This window comes from Paenibacillus brasilensis (assembly GCF_009363115.1).
Taxonomy (GTDB): Bacteria; Bacillota; Bacilli; order Paenibacillales; family Paenibacillaceae; genus Paenibacillus; species Paenibacillus brasilensis.
On the sequence record NZ_CP045298.1, the window covers coordinates 4,985,579 to 5,005,285 of the forward strand.

Genomic DNA, 19,707 nt, shown 5'->3' on the forward strand with positions numbered 1-19,707 from the left:
TCAATTCCCTCTTCAATGTATAACTAGACAGTCATTAACTGATTATAAATTTCAAAAGAGCATTCGCCAAAAAGCTTCGAATCCAGCCATACAATGTTTGTCAGCGTTGGCCGAGTCACGGATCATGAAGTCGGTCGTTGCCTCCGCTAACGGACACGTTAGTTCAATACCAACAACGAGAGGCTGCCGCGGGATTGATCAAACGGCGGCTTGGACGAGTCAATTTAAGCAATGTAGTCTGTGGAGCATGGGAAAGTTATACACTGGGCTATTTCCTGGATGAGCAGTATAACGGGCAAGGATTTACCACGGAGGCTGTTCGCTTGGCACTAAAATTCGCTTTTGGACCCCTGGAGGTTTACGTAGGGTACAAGCTAGGGTTATGCCTCGAAACAAGGGCTCTATTCGAGTTTTGGAGAAAGTAGGGTTTCGATATGACGGTTTTGCGGAATACTATCTTAAAATCAATGGTGTTTGGGAACATCATAATCTATACAGTATCACACAAGAATATTGGCAAGCATAAAAGCTACTTATTAACGGGCACGTTCGCGTAGGAGCCGCATGTCGCGACTCTTTGAACGGATACGATAGCTCGGCGATGGAACAGCGTTTTTTCACTTTTGCGAGATCCACTCGACAAACGAGTTTTGATTTTAGCAATTTGTTACCTTCCACATCTGTTAACAGTTTAGCATTGTCATGTTATACAGAATGATAATCGAAGGTGAACTATAAATGAACAATATTATTAATGTCTCATTGCATATTTCCAACACCTGATATAAAAATACTACACCTCGAGGCTGTCGCGGGACCAAACGGCAGCTTTGCTGCGCTAACTGGCAGCAGGAAAGTTGAAGATTATTCGCAGTGAACCGTATCATCGCTAGTGGTAAAGCAGAGAGTCGAATTGAAGGTTGAAGCTACGATGTTAAGTCTGCAGTTGGAAGCATAATATTATTGTCAGCATGTCAAGGAGGAGGTCAAATTTGCTCTCCCCCATCACGAGTAGCCCGACCGCATAAGGTCGGGCATTTGCATGTTACGAGCAGAAGTGTAGACAATACGGTTTTTATTCCGATTCATACTTCATGCTCACGTTTTTGTATTTTTCAATTGCCTCCAAAATGCGTGTGTCCTGCATCCACTTTTCCGCTTTTTTCTTGGCTTGCTCGACCGTACCATTGTCGCCTGCGCAGCCACAACGTTTGGATCAGGTTTTTTTCCGTTGATTGAACCAATTACATAGCCTTTGACGAACGACTTCTCCTCCAAAGACAATCCAGCTAACGCTTCGTCAATTTGCTTTTGAACGTTCATAGACGCAGCTTCCGACTTCGGCTTCCACTCTGCGATGTATTGGTCAAGTTGCTGTTGAGTCAAAACTCCCTCAATTGGCTTTGCAAATTGGATATACGAGTACTTTGTTATTGGGTTGTTATCTGCCGTGAGCATAAAAACGGTGTAATCGTACACACTGCGTTCTGTTCGATATAGACCCGAGTCCGCATTTTTGAAATGTTCGAAATCCAGCAAGACAGCGTTCTTTGCTTTCTCATATTCTTTATTTTTCAAAAATACCAAAGCTTCTTCCAATCGTTGCTGTGATTGTTCCCCTGTTTCTTCAACTCGTATGCAAAGAGATTGTTTTCCGTTGGGTCATAGTGGTGAAATAATGCGAAGTATATAACAAAACAAACCACAACAATGCCAAGCGCACTTAAAGTAGCACGGTAAATCATGCGAACGATTCCTCCAGTTCTCCCTCTCTAATAAAACCATTATTTTCCTAGATATATGAGATCGTCAATCTATTTTTTGACTCGGGTCAAATGCATCGCAATGAGAATATAGCCCTCGTGTAGTGAATCGTCCATCACGAGAAGCCCGACCGCATGAGGTCGGGCTTTTGCTTGTGTACGCCCAGCATGGGCGTCATCTTTAGGGTGTGAGTCCCGAACGGGGGCTGGCGAGCGCCTACCGTAGCCAAGGGCAAGGGTGTCCGTCGCGAGGCGGAATCTGAAGGAAGCCGGAGGCAAATGCACGGGCCAAGGTATACGAACCCAATTCGAGGCTGTTGCAGCCGGATGAGTCTCCACACCAAGACGAAATCTCAAGCCGCCAAGGGCTGCAGCAGTAAACTTGGGTGGTCGCGGGCAGACAGATGACGCTCTTATCTGGGGAGGCCTGTGGGAGGAAAAAAAATGCGAAGTTACTTCGTAACCGTAACCGGAAGGTTACGCTGAACCCGCAGGAGTCAGCAGAGGCCATAGTACGCGAGTACGGGACGCTGAAAAGCGGAAGGGCCAAACCGAAAGGAGAGAGGAAACCGATGCGTTCGAGTGAAGAGCAGAGACAGCCGAATATCCCGAAAGGGAACTGTCAGCAAAGAGAAGCGGTGAAGCCGCCAGGGTATGCTGGAGTGCCGAGCCCTTCGCCGGCACAAGTCGCCCCTTCCTCTCGCGAAGACCAGAACGACTTGCTGGAGCGCATGCTCGAAGGAGATAACCTTCGGCTCGCTTACAAGCGGGTGGTCCAAAATGGAGGAGCACCTGGTATGGACGGTGTAGCGGTAGCAGAGCTACAGGCTTACCTGAAAATGCACTGGGAAATGGTGAAAACCGAACTCCTGACGGGAACCTACAAACCGATGCCAGTCAAACGGGTGGAAATCCCAAACCCGGAGGCGGAGTACGGCTACTGGGCATCCCGACCGTGATGGATCGCTTTCTCCAGCAAGCGCTTCTGCAAGTGATGAACCCGATTTTTGATGCTCACTTTTCATGGAATAGCTACGGTTTTAGACCCGGAAAGAGAGCGCACGATGCAGTGAAACAAGCCCAACGATATATCCAAAGCGGCTTGAGATGGGGAGTGGATATGGACCTTGAGAAGTTCTTTGACCGAGTAAACCACGACATGCTCATGGCAAGGGTAGCACGAAAGGTGACGGACAAGCGTGTCCTGAAACTTATTCGCTCCTACCTGAATGTTGGAGCTGTTGTAGAGGGGACGCGGGAGAGAACGGAAGAAGGCACGCCGCAAGGCGGTCCCTTAAGTCCGCTCCTTGCAAACATTTTGCTGGACGATTTGGATAGGGAACTAACCAAACGCGGGTTGCGGTTTGTCCGCTACGCGGATGACTGCAACATATTCGTCGCGAGCAAACGCGCTGGAAAACGTGTCATGGAGTCAGTGATTCGCTTTGTAGAAGGAAAGCTGAAACTGAAAGTGAATCGGGTGAAGAGTGCAGTCGACCGGCCGTGGAATCGCAAGTTCCTTGGCTTTAGCTTCCTGCCCAACAAACAGGCGACAATTCGGCTGGCCCTGAAGACTCTCACTCGATTCAAAGAGAAAGTCCGAGAATTAACGGACCGCACCAAGACTATGCCAAGGGAGGAACGCATTCAACGTCTAAACCGATTTGTCCTAGGCTGGATTGGATATTTCCGGCTAGCTGCAGCAAAGAACCATTGCCGAACCCTTGACCAATGGATTCGAAGAAGACTTCGAATGTGTCTATGGAAGCAGTGGAAAGCCCCCAAGGCAAGACTACGCAACCTCCGTGCCCTAGGAGTGCCCGAATGGGCGGCACGAATTATGGCAAACTCGCGTCGCGGCCCCTGGGAAATGTCTAGGAACACAAATAATGCCCTTCCTACTGGGAAGCAAGAGGGCTGAAAAGTTTGCTTTCTCGATATCTGGAACTTTGTTAACCTTTTGGAACCGCCGTATGCGGACCCGCATGTACGGTGGTGTGAGAGGACGGGGGTTAGCCGCCCCCTCCTACTCGATTTATAGACAAAAATATCTACAAGATCGTTGCCAAAGGAAGCCCACACAAGTTATAACATCAAGTAACTTGTTGTTGACTTGGGAGGGATTTACATTGCACGTTACTACTTATTCTTGTGATCAGCAACACCGTTCTACAACGAATGCTGGATGCCGAAGCAGCTCTTTGATCGGTCTTGAACTGGATGACACGCAGGAGCAGATGCTTTTGTCCATCACGAGACTTCATTGCAGGCTCGGCGTGGAGCATGGCAGAGCCAGTACCACGGTAGAGCGGCGGAGGCAGATCATCGAAGAAATTCAGAGCTTAAAAACAATGCGCGATGACCTTATCGCGGAATGGCGTAACAACTCAAATTCATGATCTGGCTGCGTAGTATGCGGAAAGACTTTTTTTATACTCGGGAACCAAGCATACGTTCCTATATTAATGTTAAAATATTACAGAAGAGGAGGTTCAACTTGTCTCGTGCGACATGGCCAAATTGGATACGAAGGGCTTATGATGATCATTTCAACGTAATTGCTAAGTTGGCTTCGGAACATGCTGAGGTCTAAGCCCTACATGCGGCTATACTAAACAATACTGGGTGATATTCCAACGGATCATAAATAAGTGAGTTCTTAAAATATATAAGAGGAGGTCGTTCATTTGAAAGCACTTGTATTTAATAAATTCGGAGGACCGGAAGTACTAGAATATCTTGAAATTTCGGATCCGGTTATCGGGCCTGACGAAATATTAGTAAGGATGAAAGCAATTGGATTGAATTTTGCAGATATTTATAGAAGGAAAGGGAACTATCATCTTACTGGAAATTCCCCGTTTATTTTAGGTTATGAAGGGGCGGGAGTCGTTGAAAAGACCGGGGCTAATGTCCAAGGAATCAGTGTTGGCGACCCTGTTGCATTTGCCGATGTCCCCCATGCTAACGCGGAAAAAGTGGCTGTTCCTATAGAAAAGGCAATTCCTCTTCCAGAGACCATTTCATTTGAAAAGGCGGCTTCTGGTTTACTGCAAGGCTTGACTGCCCACTATTTAACAAAAGATAGTTATGCGGTTAAGGAGAATGATGTAATTCTAGTTCATGCGGCAGCAGGGGGCGTTGGACAGCTGCTTGTCCAAATTGCCCAGCTCCTCGGTGGGAGGGTCATTGGTTTAACCTCCTCTATGGAGAAGGCGTCGGCAGTTAAGAATGCTGGAGTGAATCAGGTTTTTTTGTACTCGGATGATTGGAAGAGAAAAGTTATGGAGGAAACAAACGGAAAAGGTGTGGATGTTGTCTATGACTCAGTAGGCTCCACGCTCGAAGATAGTTTTGCAGCAACTCGCATTGGGGGAACGGTCGTATTTTTTGGAATGGCAGGGGGAGACCCTGCTCCAGTTAACCCAAGGATGTTGATGGATACGTCAAAGACTTTGACTGGTGGGGATCTTTGGAATTTCCTTACTTCCCACGAGGAACGGGCAGCCCGTTCAGCCGAGTTGTTCCGCTGGATAGAAGATGGGAAAATAACGGTATCTGAGCCTACGGTATTTGCACTACGAGATGGCCGAAAAGCGCATCAATTTCTGGAAAGCCGCAAAAGCACAGGGAAAATTTTATTAAGACCATAAAAATCGTATGAATCGAATGTCAAAGCACCGGTCATTGTGCCGCAAAAGGTCCCGCAGACGTACTGTGAGCTTCGAAGGACACCCGATCGGATGTCGGCTATCCCGCCAGGATAGCCTTCAAACTTGCCGTTATAGATAGCACGATGAACCGTATCGCACATACTGGTAAAGCAGAGATTTGAAATACGAGTGGAATCGGTAGCTTTGAACCATCAGATTTGAGCATAATACTATAGTGGAAGGAAGGCTATCGGACGACCGTCTGGAACCGATCAGCCGTTAAGCTGATGCGCTTGTGGCTCAGGGAGCGGTGGTCGCGTGAGCATGGTAACCGAAGCGATTGAGGCTAGTCCGCTAGTGGTGATCTGCGTGCTGAGAGTTAAAGAAATGCGATCGTGTCGCCTTTCGAAATCCGACCTTCCCTCTCCACGGAACAAACGATACCTCTCAACTTTTTAGCAGCAGGCACAAATTTCTGACTAAGCCCGCTCTCATTATAAATTTTTTCAATCACCCTTCCGGGTCCAATGCAGGGCAGGTTTTCTCCTTCACAAATCAATCCTGTACCATCTGGGAAAATCAACCTGGCCCCTTGATGCAGTTCTGTAAGCTTGTCAAATCCGCTAATGATAATGTTGGCCCCTAGCCATTCCGGCTTTATTTCAGGGAGATCCAGTCTATTGGCGATGCACTCACATTCCTCTTTCGAAACGATACTGATTTGACGTCTGTTGGCAATCAGCACACCACGAGGATAAATTTTTTGCCTGGAATCCGCAGGACGTAACAAGCCGTAATGACGATCTCCCGGAATCCCTCCTAATTCAATCTGAATATAGGGCACGGAGCGAGTAACGAATGTTGTCGGCTCTTCAGCCACCATTACCCTTTCAACTGTAGCGCTACTTTCGCTCATGATTCATTTCCCTCCTTTTCCTGCGAAGATTGCAGCTCTTTATAGATCAAGCCAAAAGAACGTGTCAGAATCTCTACTTCCTCATCGGATAAAGAGGCGGCAAAATACTGCTTGATCCCCCTTGCATATACAGGCCAAGCTTTACGCAGCTGGTTTTCCCCTTCATCCGTGAGAACAGCATATGCTCCCCGTCGGTCCTCTTCGCTTTTTTCTCTTTGAATCAATCCTTCGCGCTCCAGTCGGTCGATCATCCTTGTTAAGCCGCTTTTACTCAAGACCACCTTCCGATTTAATTCTGAAAAGCGAAGCCTGCGATCGGGTGCCTCAAACAAAGCGATCAAAACATCGTATGTGGTTAGCGGGACTTTCTTCTGTGCTGCCAAATCCCGCTCAATGAATTCCATGATTTTGGCATGTGCTTTTATAAACAACCGCCAAGCAGTCAACTCTTTTTCCGATACCCTTTCCATAGCCCATCCTCCATTCGTTAATAACAATATAAATCATTTTTGTTGCGCAATCAACGAAATATTTGTTGACCGAACAACTAAACGATGCTATATTTAGTTGCGCAATCAATTGTTGATTTTGAAACAATTTATGAAAGGAGGTACGATGTTCCAATGCACAGCATGAGTTTTTACGCCAATACCGTTCTGCGCATATTGACGGGAGTCATTTTTTTCATGCATGGGAAATTCAAATTAGAATGGGGTTATTCTAATTTGTCGGAATGGTTGCATAGTCAGGGATTTCCACTGGCAGCATTTTTCGCTCATGTACTGCCATGGATTGAACTGCTTGGAGGCATCATCATGATTATTGGAATCGGTACGCGTTATCTAGCCATCTTATTTAGTCTTATTCTTCTGGTCGCTTTATTTAAGGTGAAGATCGCCACCGGTTTCATCTCGAATACGAACACTGGCTATGAGTTCGACCTACTGCTGATGATCGTCTGTTTACATGTAACCGTGACTAGCCCGAATTCGCTTAAGCAAGTTTGGATGACTTCTGGAAAAGGAGGTGAAACGAAACATGTCTAAAGTAAAAATTACAAAGTACGATGAAGGACCTTTTGTCATTCAAGGAAACTTCGAACTGGTTGACGGAAGTGGAAATGCTTTTCAAACCAGCGATACGATTGCCGTTTGCCGCTGCGGACAATCAAAGACACAGCCATTTTGCGATGCTACTCATAAAACATGCGGATTCAGAGAAGCTTCTTCGGCCCAATAATCATCACTCTCTGCCTGGAGATGAACCGAACCTCATCGTACAAAATAACGTGATGATCCCTTCATAAAGTTAGGGAATCATCACGTTTTTATTCGTTGCCGGCTGGCAACACAAGCGGACCTCAATGAAGCTATCGTGCCACAAAAAGCTCCTTCTAACTTTTCGCCAATAAATCTGTTAAGCTGAACCGTATCATAAGTAGGGCGAAGAATTGGGTATTTGCTCGAATCTTTTTGGGGAAATCAACTGTAACGTAGGGAATAAATTAAACTTAAGGTAGCAGGGAATACTGATGAATATCGAAATTAAGTATTAATGTTTATCACCCGGTTGGGTGAGGAGGAATATTGTGACTACGAATGATATCGGGGCAGTTTGAACCATGTCCCACAAGTCTTGAGTGATGATCGGCTCATGCTCACTTACCGCAATGATCGGATCGGGACATGAGTTAGCAGTATGAGCCGGCCGAGACCGATTACGAACCTTGTGATGTCGTCACTGAAACTGGTCAACGTCACCTGGGGAAGTCCAATCTGCTTCTCAAAATCGCAATTGTACCGTGATCCTGCAAAATCGTCTTCAGCCTAGCTAACGAGCAGCCGATGCCTTGAAATAAGCGATGGTTATTTGTTGTGAGCCGCGAAAAGCTCTTTGTGACGGAATTTACGTCCATAGAGCTTTTTCACGTGTATACAGCTAGATGCTAATTCTAAGGCGTAATTCCGCCATCATAGCCTCAGCTTGCTGGGGATCTTCATTCAGCAGCTTCCTGTATGTCAGCATCCAATTCAGCGTTACAAGCATATGATCGTATTCGTCCTTCTTGCGCTCGATCTCATTGATCTTCTGAAGAATCCATTCTATTACTTCTTGGTTCGTGCGTGCGTTCGTATCGTGATCCTGCAAAATCGTCTTCAGTTCAGCTAACGAGCAGCCGATGCCTTGAAATTTCTTAATCAGCTTTAACCGCCCAATTGCTTCGTCTGAGTAGTTGCGGTAATTATTCTTCTCTCGCTGAATATGCCTGCTGTCAAGCAAGCCTTCCTTCTCATAAAAACGTATGGTGTGGGGTGTTAGACCCATCAAGTCTGCTAATTCTTGAATTTTCATATGAAATCATACCTCCAAACGCTTGCCTTAGAGTTTACTTCATAGTTTAAACTGGAGTCATATCTTCGTCAAATGCTTAAGGAGGCGTAAAACGATTATGCGTATATTCGTTACAGGTGCAGCAGGTTATATTGGTACAGCTGTTGTCCACGAACTCATCGGTGCGGGCCATCAGGTAGTTGGTCTGACCCGTTCAGAGAGTGGTGCTCACGTATTAGAAAGCTTGGGAGCTGAGGTGACTCGTGGTGTTTTGGAGGATCTGGATTTACTGCGCAGCAGTGCAGCCAATTCAGACGGTGTTATTCATCTGGCATTTAACCACGATTTCTCTAATTTCGCCGCATCATTAGAAACTGATCTTCGTGCCATCAAAGCATTAGGAGAGGGGCTTGCAGGCTCTGGTAAACCACTTGTTATCACAGCTCATGCTAATGGCAAAGCATCGGAGGATGCAGCACTTGCGTTTATAGAACAAGGCGTGAGAGCATCGATCGTCTCGCTTGCACCTTCCGTTCATGGAGAAGGAGATAAAGGCTTCGTACCACAATTAATCCGGATCGCTCAGGAAAGAGGCTCTTCGGCTTACATTGGAGACGGCACCAACCGTTGGCCAGCGATTCATCGCTTGGATGCGGCAGTTTTGTTCCGCCTTGCTGTAGAATCTGCGCCTGCAGGCTCACGACTGGATGGCGTGGACGACGAAGGCATTCCGTTCAGCGACATTGCCGGCGTCATCGGTCGTCACTTGGATGTGCCGGTTGTCAGCATCCCGCGTGAAGAAGCACAAGCAATCTTCGGTTTTCTAGGCATGGTCGCGTCGCTTGACTTAGCAAGATCAAGTGAAGGGACGAAGGAACTGCTCGGCTGGAAGCCTGTCCAACAGGGGCTTCTCGCAGATCTGGAGCAAGGACATTATTTCTCAAAATAGCGTTAGTTAAATGAAGAAGGTCACAAAAGAACCTGTTATTGCTTAGTCCCTCTATCCGAGCGGGGCCTTTACTGATCTCGGACATCGAGCGGTCGCAGTAATTTCAAACCTTCCCCCATATATGCATTAAGATTGTCAATAAAGATAAGGGAGTGAAAGAGTATAAATACTTTTGTAATTACGGGAGGGAATAGCGGTGTTGGCCTGCAGTCGGCTCACGAACTTATTGACGGGGGCAATCGCGTGATTATTTTGGGGCGTGATAAACAAAAAGGTGAGAACGCAATGGCATCTTTTGGAGTAGCCCGCAATCGAGCGATTTTTCTCTCGGTGGACCTCGCGACTCACGATGGAGTCAAAGATGCGGCACGACAGATCAATGAAATAACCGACAAGATCGACGGACTGTTACACTCGGCGGGTATTTTTGATCCGAGAGACATCAGAACAAAGGACGGTCTCCCACTTTTTTTCGCGTTGGCTTACTTAAGCCGTTATCACCTAACTCAGCTCCTGCTGCCGAAACTTCTTAAGGCAGACCATCCTCGGGTAATAATGATGGTGGGCACAGTGAGTAAGGTTCCCAAATTCGACATCAAGAAGTTCCAATCCTTCGAAAAATTCAATTTCTGGACGATGACGCTTCCGATCGTTGGCGCATGCATGTATTATGCAGACTATCTTGCCAAGACTCAACCTAAGATTTTCACGGGATGTACAACCCCAGGAGTTGCTCGAACGGATATCTTTAAAAATGCGCCATGGTATTTCAGAGCTTGCGTCGCAGTGGCACGACCTTTTCTCAACTCAGTCGAATTAGCGGCTCGTAACCCTGTTCAGGCACTCCTGAAGGGCAAAGGGACATCGGCTTACATGTGGAACAAGCCTGGTAATTTTCAACGCAAGTTTGCCATCGAAGTGAATAAAGAGGATCAAAAGGCTCTTATTGATATGTCGCACAAACTCACGGGAGCATGAAGCCTCTTGTCTGATTGCTGTTGTCATGGGCTTTATACGAATGGAAAGTTAGTTGACGGTTCACTGGGGCAAATTTGAGCGTGTGATGGCTTCAGCCTTCAAGGGAACAAATAAGCCGTACATTCTGAATCTCTTTTTGAAGGGATCATTATCAATGAAAAATTCGAATTCAACATTCTTAGTATTTGGTGCAACTGGTAGAACTGGCCAACACTTTGTTTCCATAGCGCTTAAAGAGGGTCATAAAGTAAAAGCCTTAGTTAGAAATCCAGAAAAAATTAAAATACAAAATATAAATTTAGAGCTAATCAAAGGTTCCATCACAAATTATGAAAATATTGACGAATTATTAGATGGAGTCGACTTTGTAATTTGTATGCTTGGAAATGCTCAGGAACAAAATAAGGCGCCGATCAATACTATCTTTATTAAGAAGCTTATCCCAGCTATGCGGCGACAAGGTGTAAAACGTTTCCTATATCAGGCCGGAGGACTCACGCGTCGATATAAAGAAAGACTCCCTTTTGTGACTTGGATTCTTAGAAATACTGTAGCTAGATATAACGGTCTTCTCGGTCAGCATAAAGATAATGAAACTGTAATTGAATATTTAGTTGAAGAAGCACAAGATGTGGATTGGATTGTGCATAGGGCAGGCATAATCTCAGACGGTCCTTCGAAAGGAATATTAAAAAGAGATCGAACAAAGTTTAGTCTTGCAACTCATGTAGATATTGCTAATTATAACTTTCAGGTCATTAATGATGATTCTGCAATTCATACTTGCGATTTGAGCTACTACAAAAAATAAACTTAAGTCCAACGGGGTAGCAGTACTGTCCTTGAGCCATCAGATGGGGGGTATATGCCTATATCCATAGGTGTGGCAAGAAGCCCGAAGTAGAGCGGTCGTAAGATTGCCCAAGGAAGGTTCTTAAGAGAGACGTTATAAATTAATTCATTGCGCTCCCTCGAAATACCTTAGAGTCCATTAACGTGTAAACAACGTTTATGTCCATTGGTCAAGTCCTTGATATTCAAGGGCTTTTTTGTTTTGGAAGCATAAGTTTGCCACAGTTATTGGAGATATTTGCGGACATCTCAAGGTGGATTCATTATAATGATCCGATAAATTCAACGGTAATTTTGTATTCTTGGCAAACTTATATCCTAAAACTGAGAGAGCCAACAACAGATAAGCGCATTCCCAAATTCTTAAATTGAAGAAGATGTTATTCTTCTGAAAATTTCTTGTGAGTCTCCACGGGAATATGCAATGCTTGAATTTCTTTATAGTACGGGTTGCCGTGTTGACGAAGTGCAGAAACAAGATATTGAAGACATCAACTTGGAAGACTGTTCAGTCATTGTGAATGGAAAAGGGGCAAAACAAAGGGAGATTTATTTTACGACCGAATGCAAAATATGGATAAAAAGATATTTGGAGAGCCGTGATGATTCCTGTACAGCTCTATTTGTTACGGAAACTCAGCCTGCTCGCCGTATGTCGATACCTACGATTCGTCACTCATTAAAAAAGCTGGCAAGCCGGACTAATGTTGCTGTTAACGTCTACCCGCATCGTTTTCGTCACACTTACGCCTGCCAGTTACTAGATAACGGTGCACCGCTGGAGTTTATCCAGGGAATGCTTGGGCATGAAAAAGCATCCACCACACAAATTTATGCTCAGCTTCGTTGAGAACGGCGAAGAGAATTGTACCGGCGGTATTTTTAGGCGCTAGTACTTATCACCAACTATTGGGTCATCAGAAATCGTGGATTGCTTTTGCTAAGAGTAAGAAAAAACGCTGAGCCGGTCGCTTCCGAAGGCTTAGCGTATATTTTCGTTAAAATGTTGGCGGGACCCCTAACAGCAGATATTCGAATACCAGGCGCAGTCAACTTAGAAAAACACTCATTAAGTAGAGATAATTTTGTGGTAGCTGGCTATATAAAGTAGGCACCGGATCTCCGCGATATCGAAATTCGCTGTCATAATCATCTTCGATAATCCAGGCTCGTTGCTGTGCGGCTTTAAGTAAAAGTTGCTGCCTGCGCGGTATTGATAACATCACACCTACGGCGCATTGATGAGCGGGGGTAACGAAAATAAGTTTGGCTTCAGACGGCACCCTTTCTACCACAAGGCCGTACTCATCAACAGGAATTGGAGCAATCTTCATTTCTCGGTATTTCATCGTCATCCAAGCGACAGGATAACCAGGATCTTCGACCGACACAGTGTCTCCTTTGGTCAAAAGCGCTTGGGCGATAAGATCAATGCTTTGCTGGGCTCCGGAAGTCAACAAAATTTGATTCGTCTGAACGTGAATACCACGTTCAAGCGATAAATAACGTTGGATCTGTTTGCACAAAGGTTCGAAACCATAAGCATCGCCGTATGACCAAGTGGATAAGTCTAATTCCGAGGAGACATTCAAATACGATTTGCGCCACATTTTTTGAAACTGCACATCCAAATAAGGTTGATAGGGACTAAAATCGATGACCGAATTCCGATTATCTTTACTTCTGAACCACTGTTGCGACCGATCAACAAATCGAGGCAGCTCAGGGAGTTGCGGCGGAACAGGGAGAGCAGTACCATCTTTCTGTTTACCCGCAAACAGATTCCAATCATTGATACGCGTTCCCCCGCGGCGTGATGTTACTGTATAACCACGGCTGAGTAGCTCTTCATAAACAATTTGCACGGTTGAACGAGATACTCCTAGCTGCTGAGCGAGCTCCCGAGAAGGTGTCAGAAGCTCACCTGGCTTCCAAACGCCATTCGTAATATGATCGATGGCTTGATCGAGCAATTGTTGCCATATGGGTCTTTAGTCAGTGCGATCTACTTTCATCAATTCGCATCCTTGCCTGTTAATATGTTGAAATGAAATTATCCGTACCATGCAATGTTATACAAGCTGAGTAGATCATTGAAAATGCAGACCTGTTATTCGAACTGCTGTAACTTTTCACATAAATAAGGAGGGAGCGATGTTCAAAATTTTGGTATCGGACCCCATTAGTGATTTTGGATTGCAAAAAATGACTCGTGCAGTGGATGTGGAGGTCGCAAAAATAACGGGACTGAGCGAGGAGGAACTCATATCAATCATCCGTCCATATGATGCGTTGCTCAGGCGCAGCTTTCGATGCTATTTGAAAATGAACCGCCAGCACCAGATCACCCATTCCTAAGGCATCCCAAAATAATTGTTACCCCGCATTTGGGCGCGTCCACTTTGGAAGCGCAAGATAATGTAGCCACCGATGTTTCTGAGCAAGTCATCGTATCTTAAGGAATGAACCGTTTAAAAATGCAGTCAATATCCCGGCGATTCCGAACGATTTGCTGAACAAATTACAACCCTACTTTACATTGTGCGAACAACTTGGAAAATCGCTTGCCCAAATGACCGATGGGGCCGTGCAAACTCAATCCGGACGTATTTTTTATCGCAGAGGTGTTAGATCCATACAGCAGGTATGCATACAAGTGCGGGCTCATTGGCTTTAGCTGACTCGTATGCGACGCAAGACGATGTATTTGTAATTAAAATGTTAAGAGCGCAGGGCGCCGTTATTAGGGGGAAAACCAACATGACGGAATTCGGAAATTTTATGACCATAAGAATGCCACAGGCTATAGCTCCCAAGGGGGTCAGGTTTCTCAATCCACCGCTCCTTTTCAACGGGTGGATCAAGCTTTGGCTCCGCTGCTGCAGTGGCGGTCAATTTTTGTGCGGCAGTAATCGGAACGGAGACATCGGGTTCTATTTTAAATCCTTCAAATGAAATTCTGATCGAGGACCGATTGTTTGAACGAGCTGAAAAAGTTTATACCATGCTTACTAACGATAAAATAGATAATGCCATTGATATAATGGGTCATGTTTGAGGGAAGTACAAGGTCCTCCTTTCCAGAAGAAAGACCTGCATAATAGATCAATCTGGGGCGGGGATGCTTGTGTTATAAAAGCATCTCCGCAAGCCGATAAATACCTTCCTCAATGGCTGCTTCATCTACTTTGGAAAAACCCAGCACCCATCCTTTTCGATCGCTTTCCAAGCAGTACGTGCTAAGCGGATACACACGGATGCCTTTTTCGAGCGCTTGGTACGTCAAGACTTCTTCGTCGAACGGCTTTTCAGCTTCAAGAAACATATGCAATCCTGTTTCTACGCCGCTTAGTGTGAATCGTTCGCCCAGACCTGTCGCGGTGATGGCTTTCGTCATGGCTTCGTGTCTACGTCGGTATACATTTCGAATTCTTCTCATATGTCGTGTGAAATGACCATTTTCGATAAAATGAGCAAGCGTTAATTGCTCCATAATCGGAAGGTGGCGATAGGTTAATTCATGGACATGGCTAAGTTGGCGAATGGCTTCATTGGGACCCACGATCGCCGATATCCGTATACCCGGAGCAACCATCTTGGAAAAACTCATCATATACAATATGTTCTGAGGTTGCTGGCTGAATAAAGTTGGAAGCGGGTCGCCGCGATATCGAAATTCGCTATCGTAATCGTCCTCAACAATCCAAAATGGATGTTGAGCGGCCATGTGCAACAATTGTTGCCTGCGGAGTTCCGACATAATGACTCCAACCGCACACTGGTGCGAAGGTGTGACAAAAACAAGCTTGGATTGCGGGTGGATACGATCTACTTGTAGACCGGATTCGTCAACAGGAACGGGAACAACATGCATACGTCGATATTTCATTGCCATCCAGGCAGCAGGAAAGCCAGGATCTTCAACAGAAACCGTTTCTCCTTCATTTAAAAGGGCCTGGGCGATCAAATCGATGCTATGCTGTGCACCCGAGGTTAGTAGTATTTGATCGAGATGCACGTGGACGCCTCGTTCAAGGGACAAGTATCGTTGAATCTGTTCACGCAGCGGCACGAACCCGTAGGGATTGCCGTAAGCCCAACTGTCCAGATCTATTTCTGTGGAGGCTTGTAAAAACGATTGTCTCCAATTTTTTTGAAAATGTTCATCCAAATACGGTTCATGAGGGCTGAAATCAATTTCTACATTTTGATTTTCTTTGCCTCTGATCCAATTGTGCAAATGACCGACCGAAACGTTTAATAAAGGCAATTCGGGGAGCACGGGCCCTTGAGGTGATACTTCCTCTAAAGAATGGGGCTTGTACGCCCATTCACTAACTCTTGTACCGCCACGACGAGATGTCACAGTGTACCCTCGGCTGAATAATTCCTCATAAACGATCTGTATGGTTGAACGCGAAACACCAACCAATTGAGCGAGTTCACGAGAAGGGAGCAGCAACTCGCCGGGAGGCCATTTCCCGGTTGTGATATTATGGATTGATTGATCCAGAAGTTGTTGCCAAATGGGGCGTCCGTCGTCTCGGTTAACTATTAACATCAGATTCACCTCGGGTGTTATTAAATACTAAAATATGGACTGTTCAAACCGTTTCTTTATGGGTGAATTGACCATTCCATTAATTGATATACTACATGATGAAAGTTCCCTTTGCAATAATCGGTTTAGTAAATTAAAGATAGTGGGCCGGGAATGATTGTTTATGGAAAAGGGGATAAACTTTGTGACACTGGACAATTTGTGTCGGGTGACAAGAGCATTATCTCTTTAAGGGCCGCGTAATTGCGGCTTTTTTTATTATATGAGATCAAGTTCTTGTCAAAGCCAAATTACAAGAACTTGATCTCATTTCCGACGAATCAATCCGGGTTATGGGAATCATTTCACGAGCGAGCAGTCACTATCACAGGAGCAATCCTTAAATCACAGGCTTGATCGTTCACGGCAGAAAGTGAACGATCTATAATCTCAGGATCATCATCGGAAGTATTGAGAAGCGGATAGACGAATTGAAGATTTCATACATTTATACAATAAGAAACGTCTCTGTTGTCTTCCATATCTTCAGTCTTTTTAACCGCTGGCACAGGGTTCCGCAGCTAAGTTACGTACGATATACACTTCGCCGCTTGATATACCTTGTACGGGCCGTTTGAATAAAGCTATCATCTGTCTGTGCTGCAAGCTAAACAACCATGAAGTAAGAGTGATCCGAGTCTAGGCATGATAACATAGGATTCATGTTTATTGTCGTTCAATTATTTATATTTGAGAGTTATCAACTCTTTGTTTGTGGAATTCATCATATTTTGTATAATAAGGTACCTTTGAGATTATAGGTGAAAAAACTATTGTTGAACGAAAGGCATTTTCATCAAATGTAACGATTACAGAACTGAAACGCTAAAATATCATCTCGAAGAGAAAGCGGTAATAGGTAATACCAATCAGACCTCCATTGTCGGGATTCTCCCAAAGGAGATAACAATTCCTCTATTTCCATAACCGTTTACTAGGAGTGAGAAAATGAAAGTAGATAAAATTCATCATTTTTCTGATAAAGGTAACTCTTGTATTATTAATACGCCACGGCCTCCGAGGCATTGGTACAATTATTTGTGGAGCGAGCAAGGATATTGCACACAAGTTTCCCAAATTGGGCATGGCCGAAGCTATTATATCAATTCAAAAGTAGACATGTGTATGATCAATAATCAGGATGCCAAATACCTGTACTTGCGCGATGATGACGCCAATGTGTACTGGAATATAGGGGAAGGCCCATTAAATGAAGAAGTCGAGGATTTCTCATGTGAGCACAATATTGGATATTCCATTCTCCAATCACAAAAGAACGGCGTCCATGCTTCCTGGAAGCTTTTGGTCCCGCATGAAGGCTATAACGAGGTATGGTAGTCAAGGTCAGGAATAATACGGATAAAGTTAAGAATATCAGCGTATTTTCTACCGTGAGCTTTGAGCTTGAAGGCTTTAATTACCCGCGGTATTACGAAATGTACAGGAGCTGTGAAACCTTCTTTGATGAGAGGCTGAACGGTATTTACTGCCAGTCCAAACATCCCTTCGCGCCCCATAACAGATACAACAGTTATATCGCCTGCTCGGAAACCGTCCACGCCTTTGATGGCAATCTGGGAGAGTTTTTGGGAGATCTGGGGTCATATACTAGGTTGGAGCCATGCCAGCACCGTTGTTCCAGCGGCCGGACGTTGTAGTGAAGGGGAAAGATTGTACGAATTCTTTAACTACGCTTGTTAACCTCGGTGGGGTCTTGCAGAACAAGCTGGTACTGGCAGCTGGTGAAGAGAAGGAGCTGTATTATGTGCTGGGGGTCAGTGAATCGTTGGAAGAAGCGGTTCAAACGATGGAGCAATACAGCAACAGGGACCGTATCGAACAAGCATTACTGGAAACAAAGGAGTACCAGAAGTGCAAATACGCTGGCCTCCATATTGTTACGCCTCATGAGAAGCTGAACGTGCTTATGAACGAATGGGTGAAAAAACAGATTGACTTCTGCATTGTTGGCAAGAAGGGGGTTCGGGACAATCTCCAGATTGCAGTAGCTCTTCTAAATTACAGGCAGGATAGGGCAAAAGAGGAAATCATTGAATGCTTACGGCATCAGTTTAAGGCAGGACATGCTGTGCTGACTTGGTATCCATATGATGCTATCCGTTATTCGGACCAGCCGTTCTGGATTATCTGGGCGGTGTGTGAGTTGATTAAAGAAACCGGGGATTATTCTCTTCTGGATATGGAGATCGAATATCAGGATGAAGGCTCGGCAACGATGCTGGAGCATGTAAAGGCTGCAGTCAACCGGTTGATTGAAGACAAAGGGAAGCATGGCCTGGTGCGGATTTTCTTCGCGGATTGGAACGATGCCTTGAATATTACAACGGACCCGGATGCGGAATCTGTCATGCTATCCCAGCAGTTCTGTTATGCACTGAAAGAGTTGTCAGCGTTGATCCGGCGATTGGTCGACACAGGTTATGCTGGGTACTTGGATGAACAGTACCATATCCTCCGCAATGCGATTAACGAAATGGCTTGGGACGGAAGCTGGTATATGCGCGCTCTTAGCAAAGAAGAGAATATCGGCTCCAAAGACAGCAAGGGGAGCAAAATCTATATTAACGCACAATCGTGGGCCGTACTAGCTGATATTCCGGATGAAGAGAAGCTGCCCAAGGTGCTGGATTCCATGGTCAGCATGGAGCATGATTTTGGTTTCCCGATCAATATGCCTCCCTATACGGAATATTCTCCCCATGTAGGCAGAATGGCCGGCATGCTTCCCGGGCTATTCGAGAACGGCGGAGTTTACTGCCACGCAACCGGTTTCAAATTTATGGCGGATTGCAAGGCAGGCAGGGGAGTAGAAGCCCTACGCACTTTGCTGAAGATCATTCCAGACAGTGAAGCAAATCCATCCACACAATCTGGAGCGGAGCCGTATGTCTTCACTAATTGTTATTCAGTTCACCCCAAATATTATGGGAAGTCCTACCAATCATGGACAACCGGAACCTCGGCATGGGGACTCATGTCCCTCTTGGACGGAATTATGGGGATAAAGCGGGACTATGATGGCCTCCGGATTGACCCGTGCTTCCCGGCAGATTGGGAAGAAGCCCAGGTGTTTAGGGAATTCCGTGGCACGCGTTATGAAATCACCATCCGGAACCCATCACGGTTGTCCATAGGACAACCGGAGATACAGGTGGACGGAAGCCACATCAGTGGAAATCTGTTGCCTCTCTTTCCAGATGACCGGATCCATCGTGTGGAAGTTGTTCTTAAGCCTATCAGCCAGTAGTTCGCAACTAGAAGAGGATTGAAAAACGATTGGACATGTGGTGCATCCCCCTACGTCCAATCGTTTTTCTTAGCCATTAATAAGATATTCGGGAGGTGTGACTCCCGTATACCTTTGAACACGAAAGTCGTCATATGAATAACGGGAAGTCGTTATGGGAGCAGTGCCGAGGTTTCGGCTAAAGTAAACTGTAGTTACCCGCTAATTGTTAGCTTTTGATAACGGTTTCGCAAGTGGGAAGTCTAATGTAAATGTGGGATAACCATGAAGAAAAGGCTGAAGTTGTTTAGTGCATTGCTCATCATCTTCATGTTACTATTGTCGGCTTGTAGTAATAATAAAGAAGAGACGATGGTAAATTCATCCGAAAAACCTGCAAAAAATATGACTGCCTCAA

At 45.4% G+C, this 19,707-nt stretch carries 17 protein-coding genes and 4 pseudogenes; 14 read left to right on the plus strand and 7 right to left on the minus strand.

Annotated elements, in window-relative coordinates; translation table 11 throughout:
• The first annotated feature begins 137 nt into the window (after window positions 1-137).
• Complete coding sequence (locus GCU48_RS23535) at window positions 138-425, plus strand: GNAT family N-acetyltransferase (RefSeq protein ID WP_152381645.1); 288 nt, start codon at window positions 138-140, stop codon at window positions 423-425.
• Window positions 426-1,098: 673 nt separating this feature from the next.
• Here GCU48_RS23535 and GCU48_RS23545 read toward each other — a convergent pair.
• The gene (locus GCU48_RS23545) at window positions 1,099-1,578 is read right to left on the minus strand and encodes a hypothetical protein (protein ID WP_152381647.1); all 480 of its coding nucleotides are present in this window, start codon (window positions 1,576-1,578) and stop codon (window positions 1,099-1,101) included.
• 236 nt (window positions 1,579-1,814) lie between these two features.
• On the minus strand, window positions 1,815-2,120 hold the full coding sequence (locus GCU48_RS23550) for a hypothetical protein (RefSeq protein WP_152381648.1): 306 nt from the start codon (window positions 2,118-2,120) through the stop codon (window positions 1,815-1,817).
• Between the two features lie 215 nt (window positions 2,121-2,335).
• Between GCU48_RS23550 and ltrA the strand changes: the two are divergent.
• From ltrA to GCU48_RS23565, 3 genes and pseudogenes are all read left to right on the plus strand, one after another.
• Window positions 2,336-3,719 (plus strand): annotated as a pseudogene (gene ltrA / locus GCU48_RS23555) (group II intron reverse transcriptase/maturase).
• A gap of 173 nt (window positions 3,720-3,892) precedes the next feature.
• A complete protein-coding gene (locus GCU48_RS23560) occupies window positions 3,893-4,162 on the plus strand; it encodes a hypothetical protein (RefSeq protein WP_244315899.1) in 270 nt (89 codons plus the stop codon).
• A gap of 288 nt (window positions 4,163-4,450) precedes the next feature.
• The gene (locus GCU48_RS23565) at window positions 4,451-5,416 is read left to right on the plus strand and encodes a quinone oxidoreductase family protein (protein WP_152381649.1); all 966 of its coding nucleotides are present in this window, start codon (window positions 4,451-4,453) and stop codon (window positions 5,414-5,416) included.
• A 379-nt stretch (window positions 5,417-5,795) separates the two neighbouring features.
• Here GCU48_RS23565 and GCU48_RS23570 read toward each other — a convergent pair whose 3' ends face one another.
• Together GCU48_RS23570 and GCU48_RS23575 are read right to left on the minus strand one after the other, a co-directional pair.
• Window positions 5,796-6,332 carry an MOSC domain-containing protein gene (locus tag GCU48_RS23570; protein WP_152381650.1) on the minus strand — a complete coding sequence of 179 codons (537 nt, stop codon included), beginning with the start codon at window positions 6,330-6,332 and terminating at the stop codon, window positions 5,796-5,798.
• Window positions 6,329-6,802: a MarR family winged helix-turn-helix transcriptional regulator gene (locus tag GCU48_RS23575; protein WP_152381651.1), complete on the minus strand. Its 474-nt coding sequence runs from the start codon at window positions 6,800-6,802 to the stop codon at window positions 6,329-6,331. Before GCU48_RS23575 ends, GCU48_RS23570 begins: the two co-directional genes overlap by 4 nt.
• A 153-nt stretch (window positions 6,803-6,955) precedes the next feature.
• Between GCU48_RS23575 and GCU48_RS23580 the strand changes: the two genes are divergently transcribed.
• Both GCU48_RS23580 and GCU48_RS23585 read left to right on the plus strand, forming a co-directional pair.
• The gene (locus GCU48_RS23580; protein WP_167518755.1) at window positions 6,956-7,378 is read left to right on the plus strand and encodes a DoxX family protein; all 423 of its coding nucleotides are present in this window, start codon (window positions 6,956-6,958) and stop codon (window positions 7,376-7,378) included.
• Complete coding sequence (locus GCU48_RS23585) at window positions 7,371-7,571, plus strand: CDGSH iron-sulfur domain-containing protein (RefSeq protein ID WP_010499730.1); 201 nt, start codon at window positions 7,371-7,373, stop codon at window positions 7,569-7,571. The genes GCU48_RS23580 and GCU48_RS23585 overlap by 8 nt, the downstream gene beginning before the upstream one ends.
• Window positions 7,572-8,270: 699 nt before the next feature.
• Here GCU48_RS23585 and GCU48_RS23590 read toward each other — a convergent pair.
• Window positions 8,271-8,684 (minus strand): MerR family transcriptional regulator, encoded by a 414-nt coding sequence (locus GCU48_RS23590; protein ID WP_014281736.1) that lies wholly within the window; start codon window positions 8,682-8,684, stop codon window positions 8,271-8,273.
• A gap of 97 nt (window positions 8,685-8,781) precedes the next feature.
• Between GCU48_RS23590 and GCU48_RS23595 the strand changes: the two genes are divergently transcribed.
• The 4 genes from GCU48_RS23595 to GCU48_RS28365 all read left to right on the plus strand — a co-directional run bounded on the left by GCU48_RS23595 (window position 8,782) and on the right by GCU48_RS28365 (window position 12,292).
• On the plus strand, window positions 8,782-9,612 hold the full coding sequence (locus GCU48_RS23595; RefSeq protein WP_152381653.1) for an SDR family oxidoreductase: 831 nt from the start codon (window positions 8,782-8,784) through the stop codon (window positions 9,610-9,612).
• Window positions 9,613-9,816: 204 nt separating this feature from the next.
• A complete protein-coding gene (locus GCU48_RS23600) occupies window positions 9,817-10,590 on the plus strand; it encodes an SDR family NAD(P)-dependent oxidoreductase (RefSeq protein WP_244316346.1) in 774 nt (257 codons plus the stop codon).
• 154 nt (window positions 10,591-10,744) lie between these two features.
• Window positions 10,745-11,401 carry an NAD(P)-dependent oxidoreductase gene (locus GCU48_RS23605; protein WP_014281734.1) on the plus strand — a complete coding sequence of 219 codons (657 nt, stop codon included), beginning with the start codon at window positions 10,745-10,747 and terminating at the stop codon, window positions 11,399-11,401.
• Between the two features lie 465 nt (window positions 11,402-11,866).
• Window positions 11,867-12,292: a tyrosine-type recombinase/integrase gene (locus tag GCU48_RS28365; RefSeq protein WP_244315901.1), complete on the plus strand. Its 426-nt coding sequence runs from the start codon at window positions 11,867-11,869 to the stop codon at window positions 12,290-12,292.
• Between the two features lie 140 nt (window positions 12,293-12,432).
• Here the strand turns inward: GCU48_RS28365 and GCU48_RS23615 are convergent.
• Window positions 12,433-13,427 (minus strand): annotated as a pseudogene (locus GCU48_RS23615) (aminotransferase-like domain-containing protein); the annotation flags it as partial.
• Between the two features lie 311 nt (window positions 13,428-13,738).
• On the opposite strand from GCU48_RS23615, the pseudogene GCU48_RS28370 reads away from it, so the two are divergent.
• Together GCU48_RS28370 and GCU48_RS28700 are read left to right on the plus strand one after the other, a co-directional pair.
• Window positions 13,739-14,035: pseudogene (locus GCU48_RS28370) on the plus strand (NAD(P)-dependent oxidoreductase); the annotation flags it as partial.
• 53 nt (window positions 14,036-14,088) lie between these two features.
• A pseudogene (locus GCU48_RS28700) lies at window positions 14,089-14,392 on the plus strand (amidase family protein); the annotation flags it as partial.
• Window positions 14,393-14,572: 180 nt separating this feature from the next.
• Here GCU48_RS28700 and pdxR read toward each other — a convergent pair.
• A complete protein-coding gene (gene pdxR / locus GCU48_RS23640) occupies window positions 14,573-16,003 on the minus strand; it encodes a MocR-like pyridoxine biosynthesis transcription factor PdxR (RefSeq protein WP_152381657.1) in 1,431 nt (476 codons plus the stop codon).
• Between the two features lie 987 nt (window positions 16,004-16,990).
• On the opposite strand from pdxR, the gene GCU48_RS29515 reads away from it, so the two are divergent.
• The gene (locus tag GCU48_RS29515) at window positions 16,991-17,380 is read left to right on the plus strand and encodes a hypothetical protein (protein ID WP_208811900.1); all 390 of its coding nucleotides are present in this window, start codon (window positions 16,991-16,993) and stop codon (window positions 17,378-17,380) included.
• Between the two features lie 283 nt (window positions 17,381-17,663).
• On the plus strand, window positions 17,664-19,310 hold the full coding sequence (locus GCU48_RS23645) for a GH36-type glycosyl hydrolase domain-containing protein (RefSeq protein ID WP_208811904.1): 1,647 nt from the start codon (window positions 17,664-17,666) through the stop codon (window positions 19,308-19,310).
• The last annotated feature ends 397 nt before the right edge of the window (window positions 19,311-19,707 follow it).

Bases quoted from the DNA above. Each gene is read 5' to 3' on its own strand.
- GCU48_RS23570 (WP_152381650.1), bottom strand. From the start codon at position 6,332: ATGAGCGAAAGTAGCGCTACAGTTGAAAGGGTAATGGTGGCTGAAGAG.
- GCU48_RS23575 (WP_152381651.1), bottom strand. From the start codon at position 6,802: ATGGAAAGGGTATCGGAAAAAGAGTTGACTGCTTGGCGGTTGTTTATA.
- GCU48_RS23580 (WP_167518755.1), top strand. From the start codon at position 6,956: ATGCACAGCATGAGTTTTTACGCCAATACCGTTCTGCGCATATTGACG.
- GCU48_RS23585 (WP_010499730.1), top strand. From the start codon at position 7,371: ATGTCTAAAGTAAAAATTACAAAGTACGATGAAGGACCTTTTGTCATT.
- GCU48_RS23590 (WP_014281736.1), bottom strand. From the start codon at position 8,684: ATGAAAATTCAAGAATTAGCAGACTTGATGGGTCTAACACCCCACACC.
- GCU48_RS23595 (WP_152381653.1), top strand. From the start codon at position 8,782: ATGCGTATATTCGTTACAGGTGCAGCAGGTTATATTGGTACAGCTGTT.
- GCU48_RS23605 (WP_014281734.1), top strand. From the start codon at position 10,745: ATGAAAAATTCGAATTCAACATTCTTAGTATTTGGTGCAACTGGTAGA.
- GCU48_RS28365 (WP_244315901.1), top strand. From the start codon at position 11,867: ATGCTTGAATTTCTTTATAGTACGGGTTGCCGTGTTGACGAAGTGCAG.
- pdxR (WP_152381657.1), bottom strand. From the start codon at position 16,003: ATGTTAATAGTTAACCGAGACGACGGACGCCCCATTTGGCAACAACTT.
- GCU48_RS29515 (WP_208811900.1), top strand. From the start codon at position 16,991: ATGAAAGTAGATAAAATTCATCATTTTTCTGATAAAGGTAACTCTTGT.
- GCU48_RS23645 (WP_208811904.1), top strand. From the start codon at position 17,664: ATGCCAGCACCGTTGTTCCAGCGGCCGGACGTTGTAGTGAAGGGGAAA.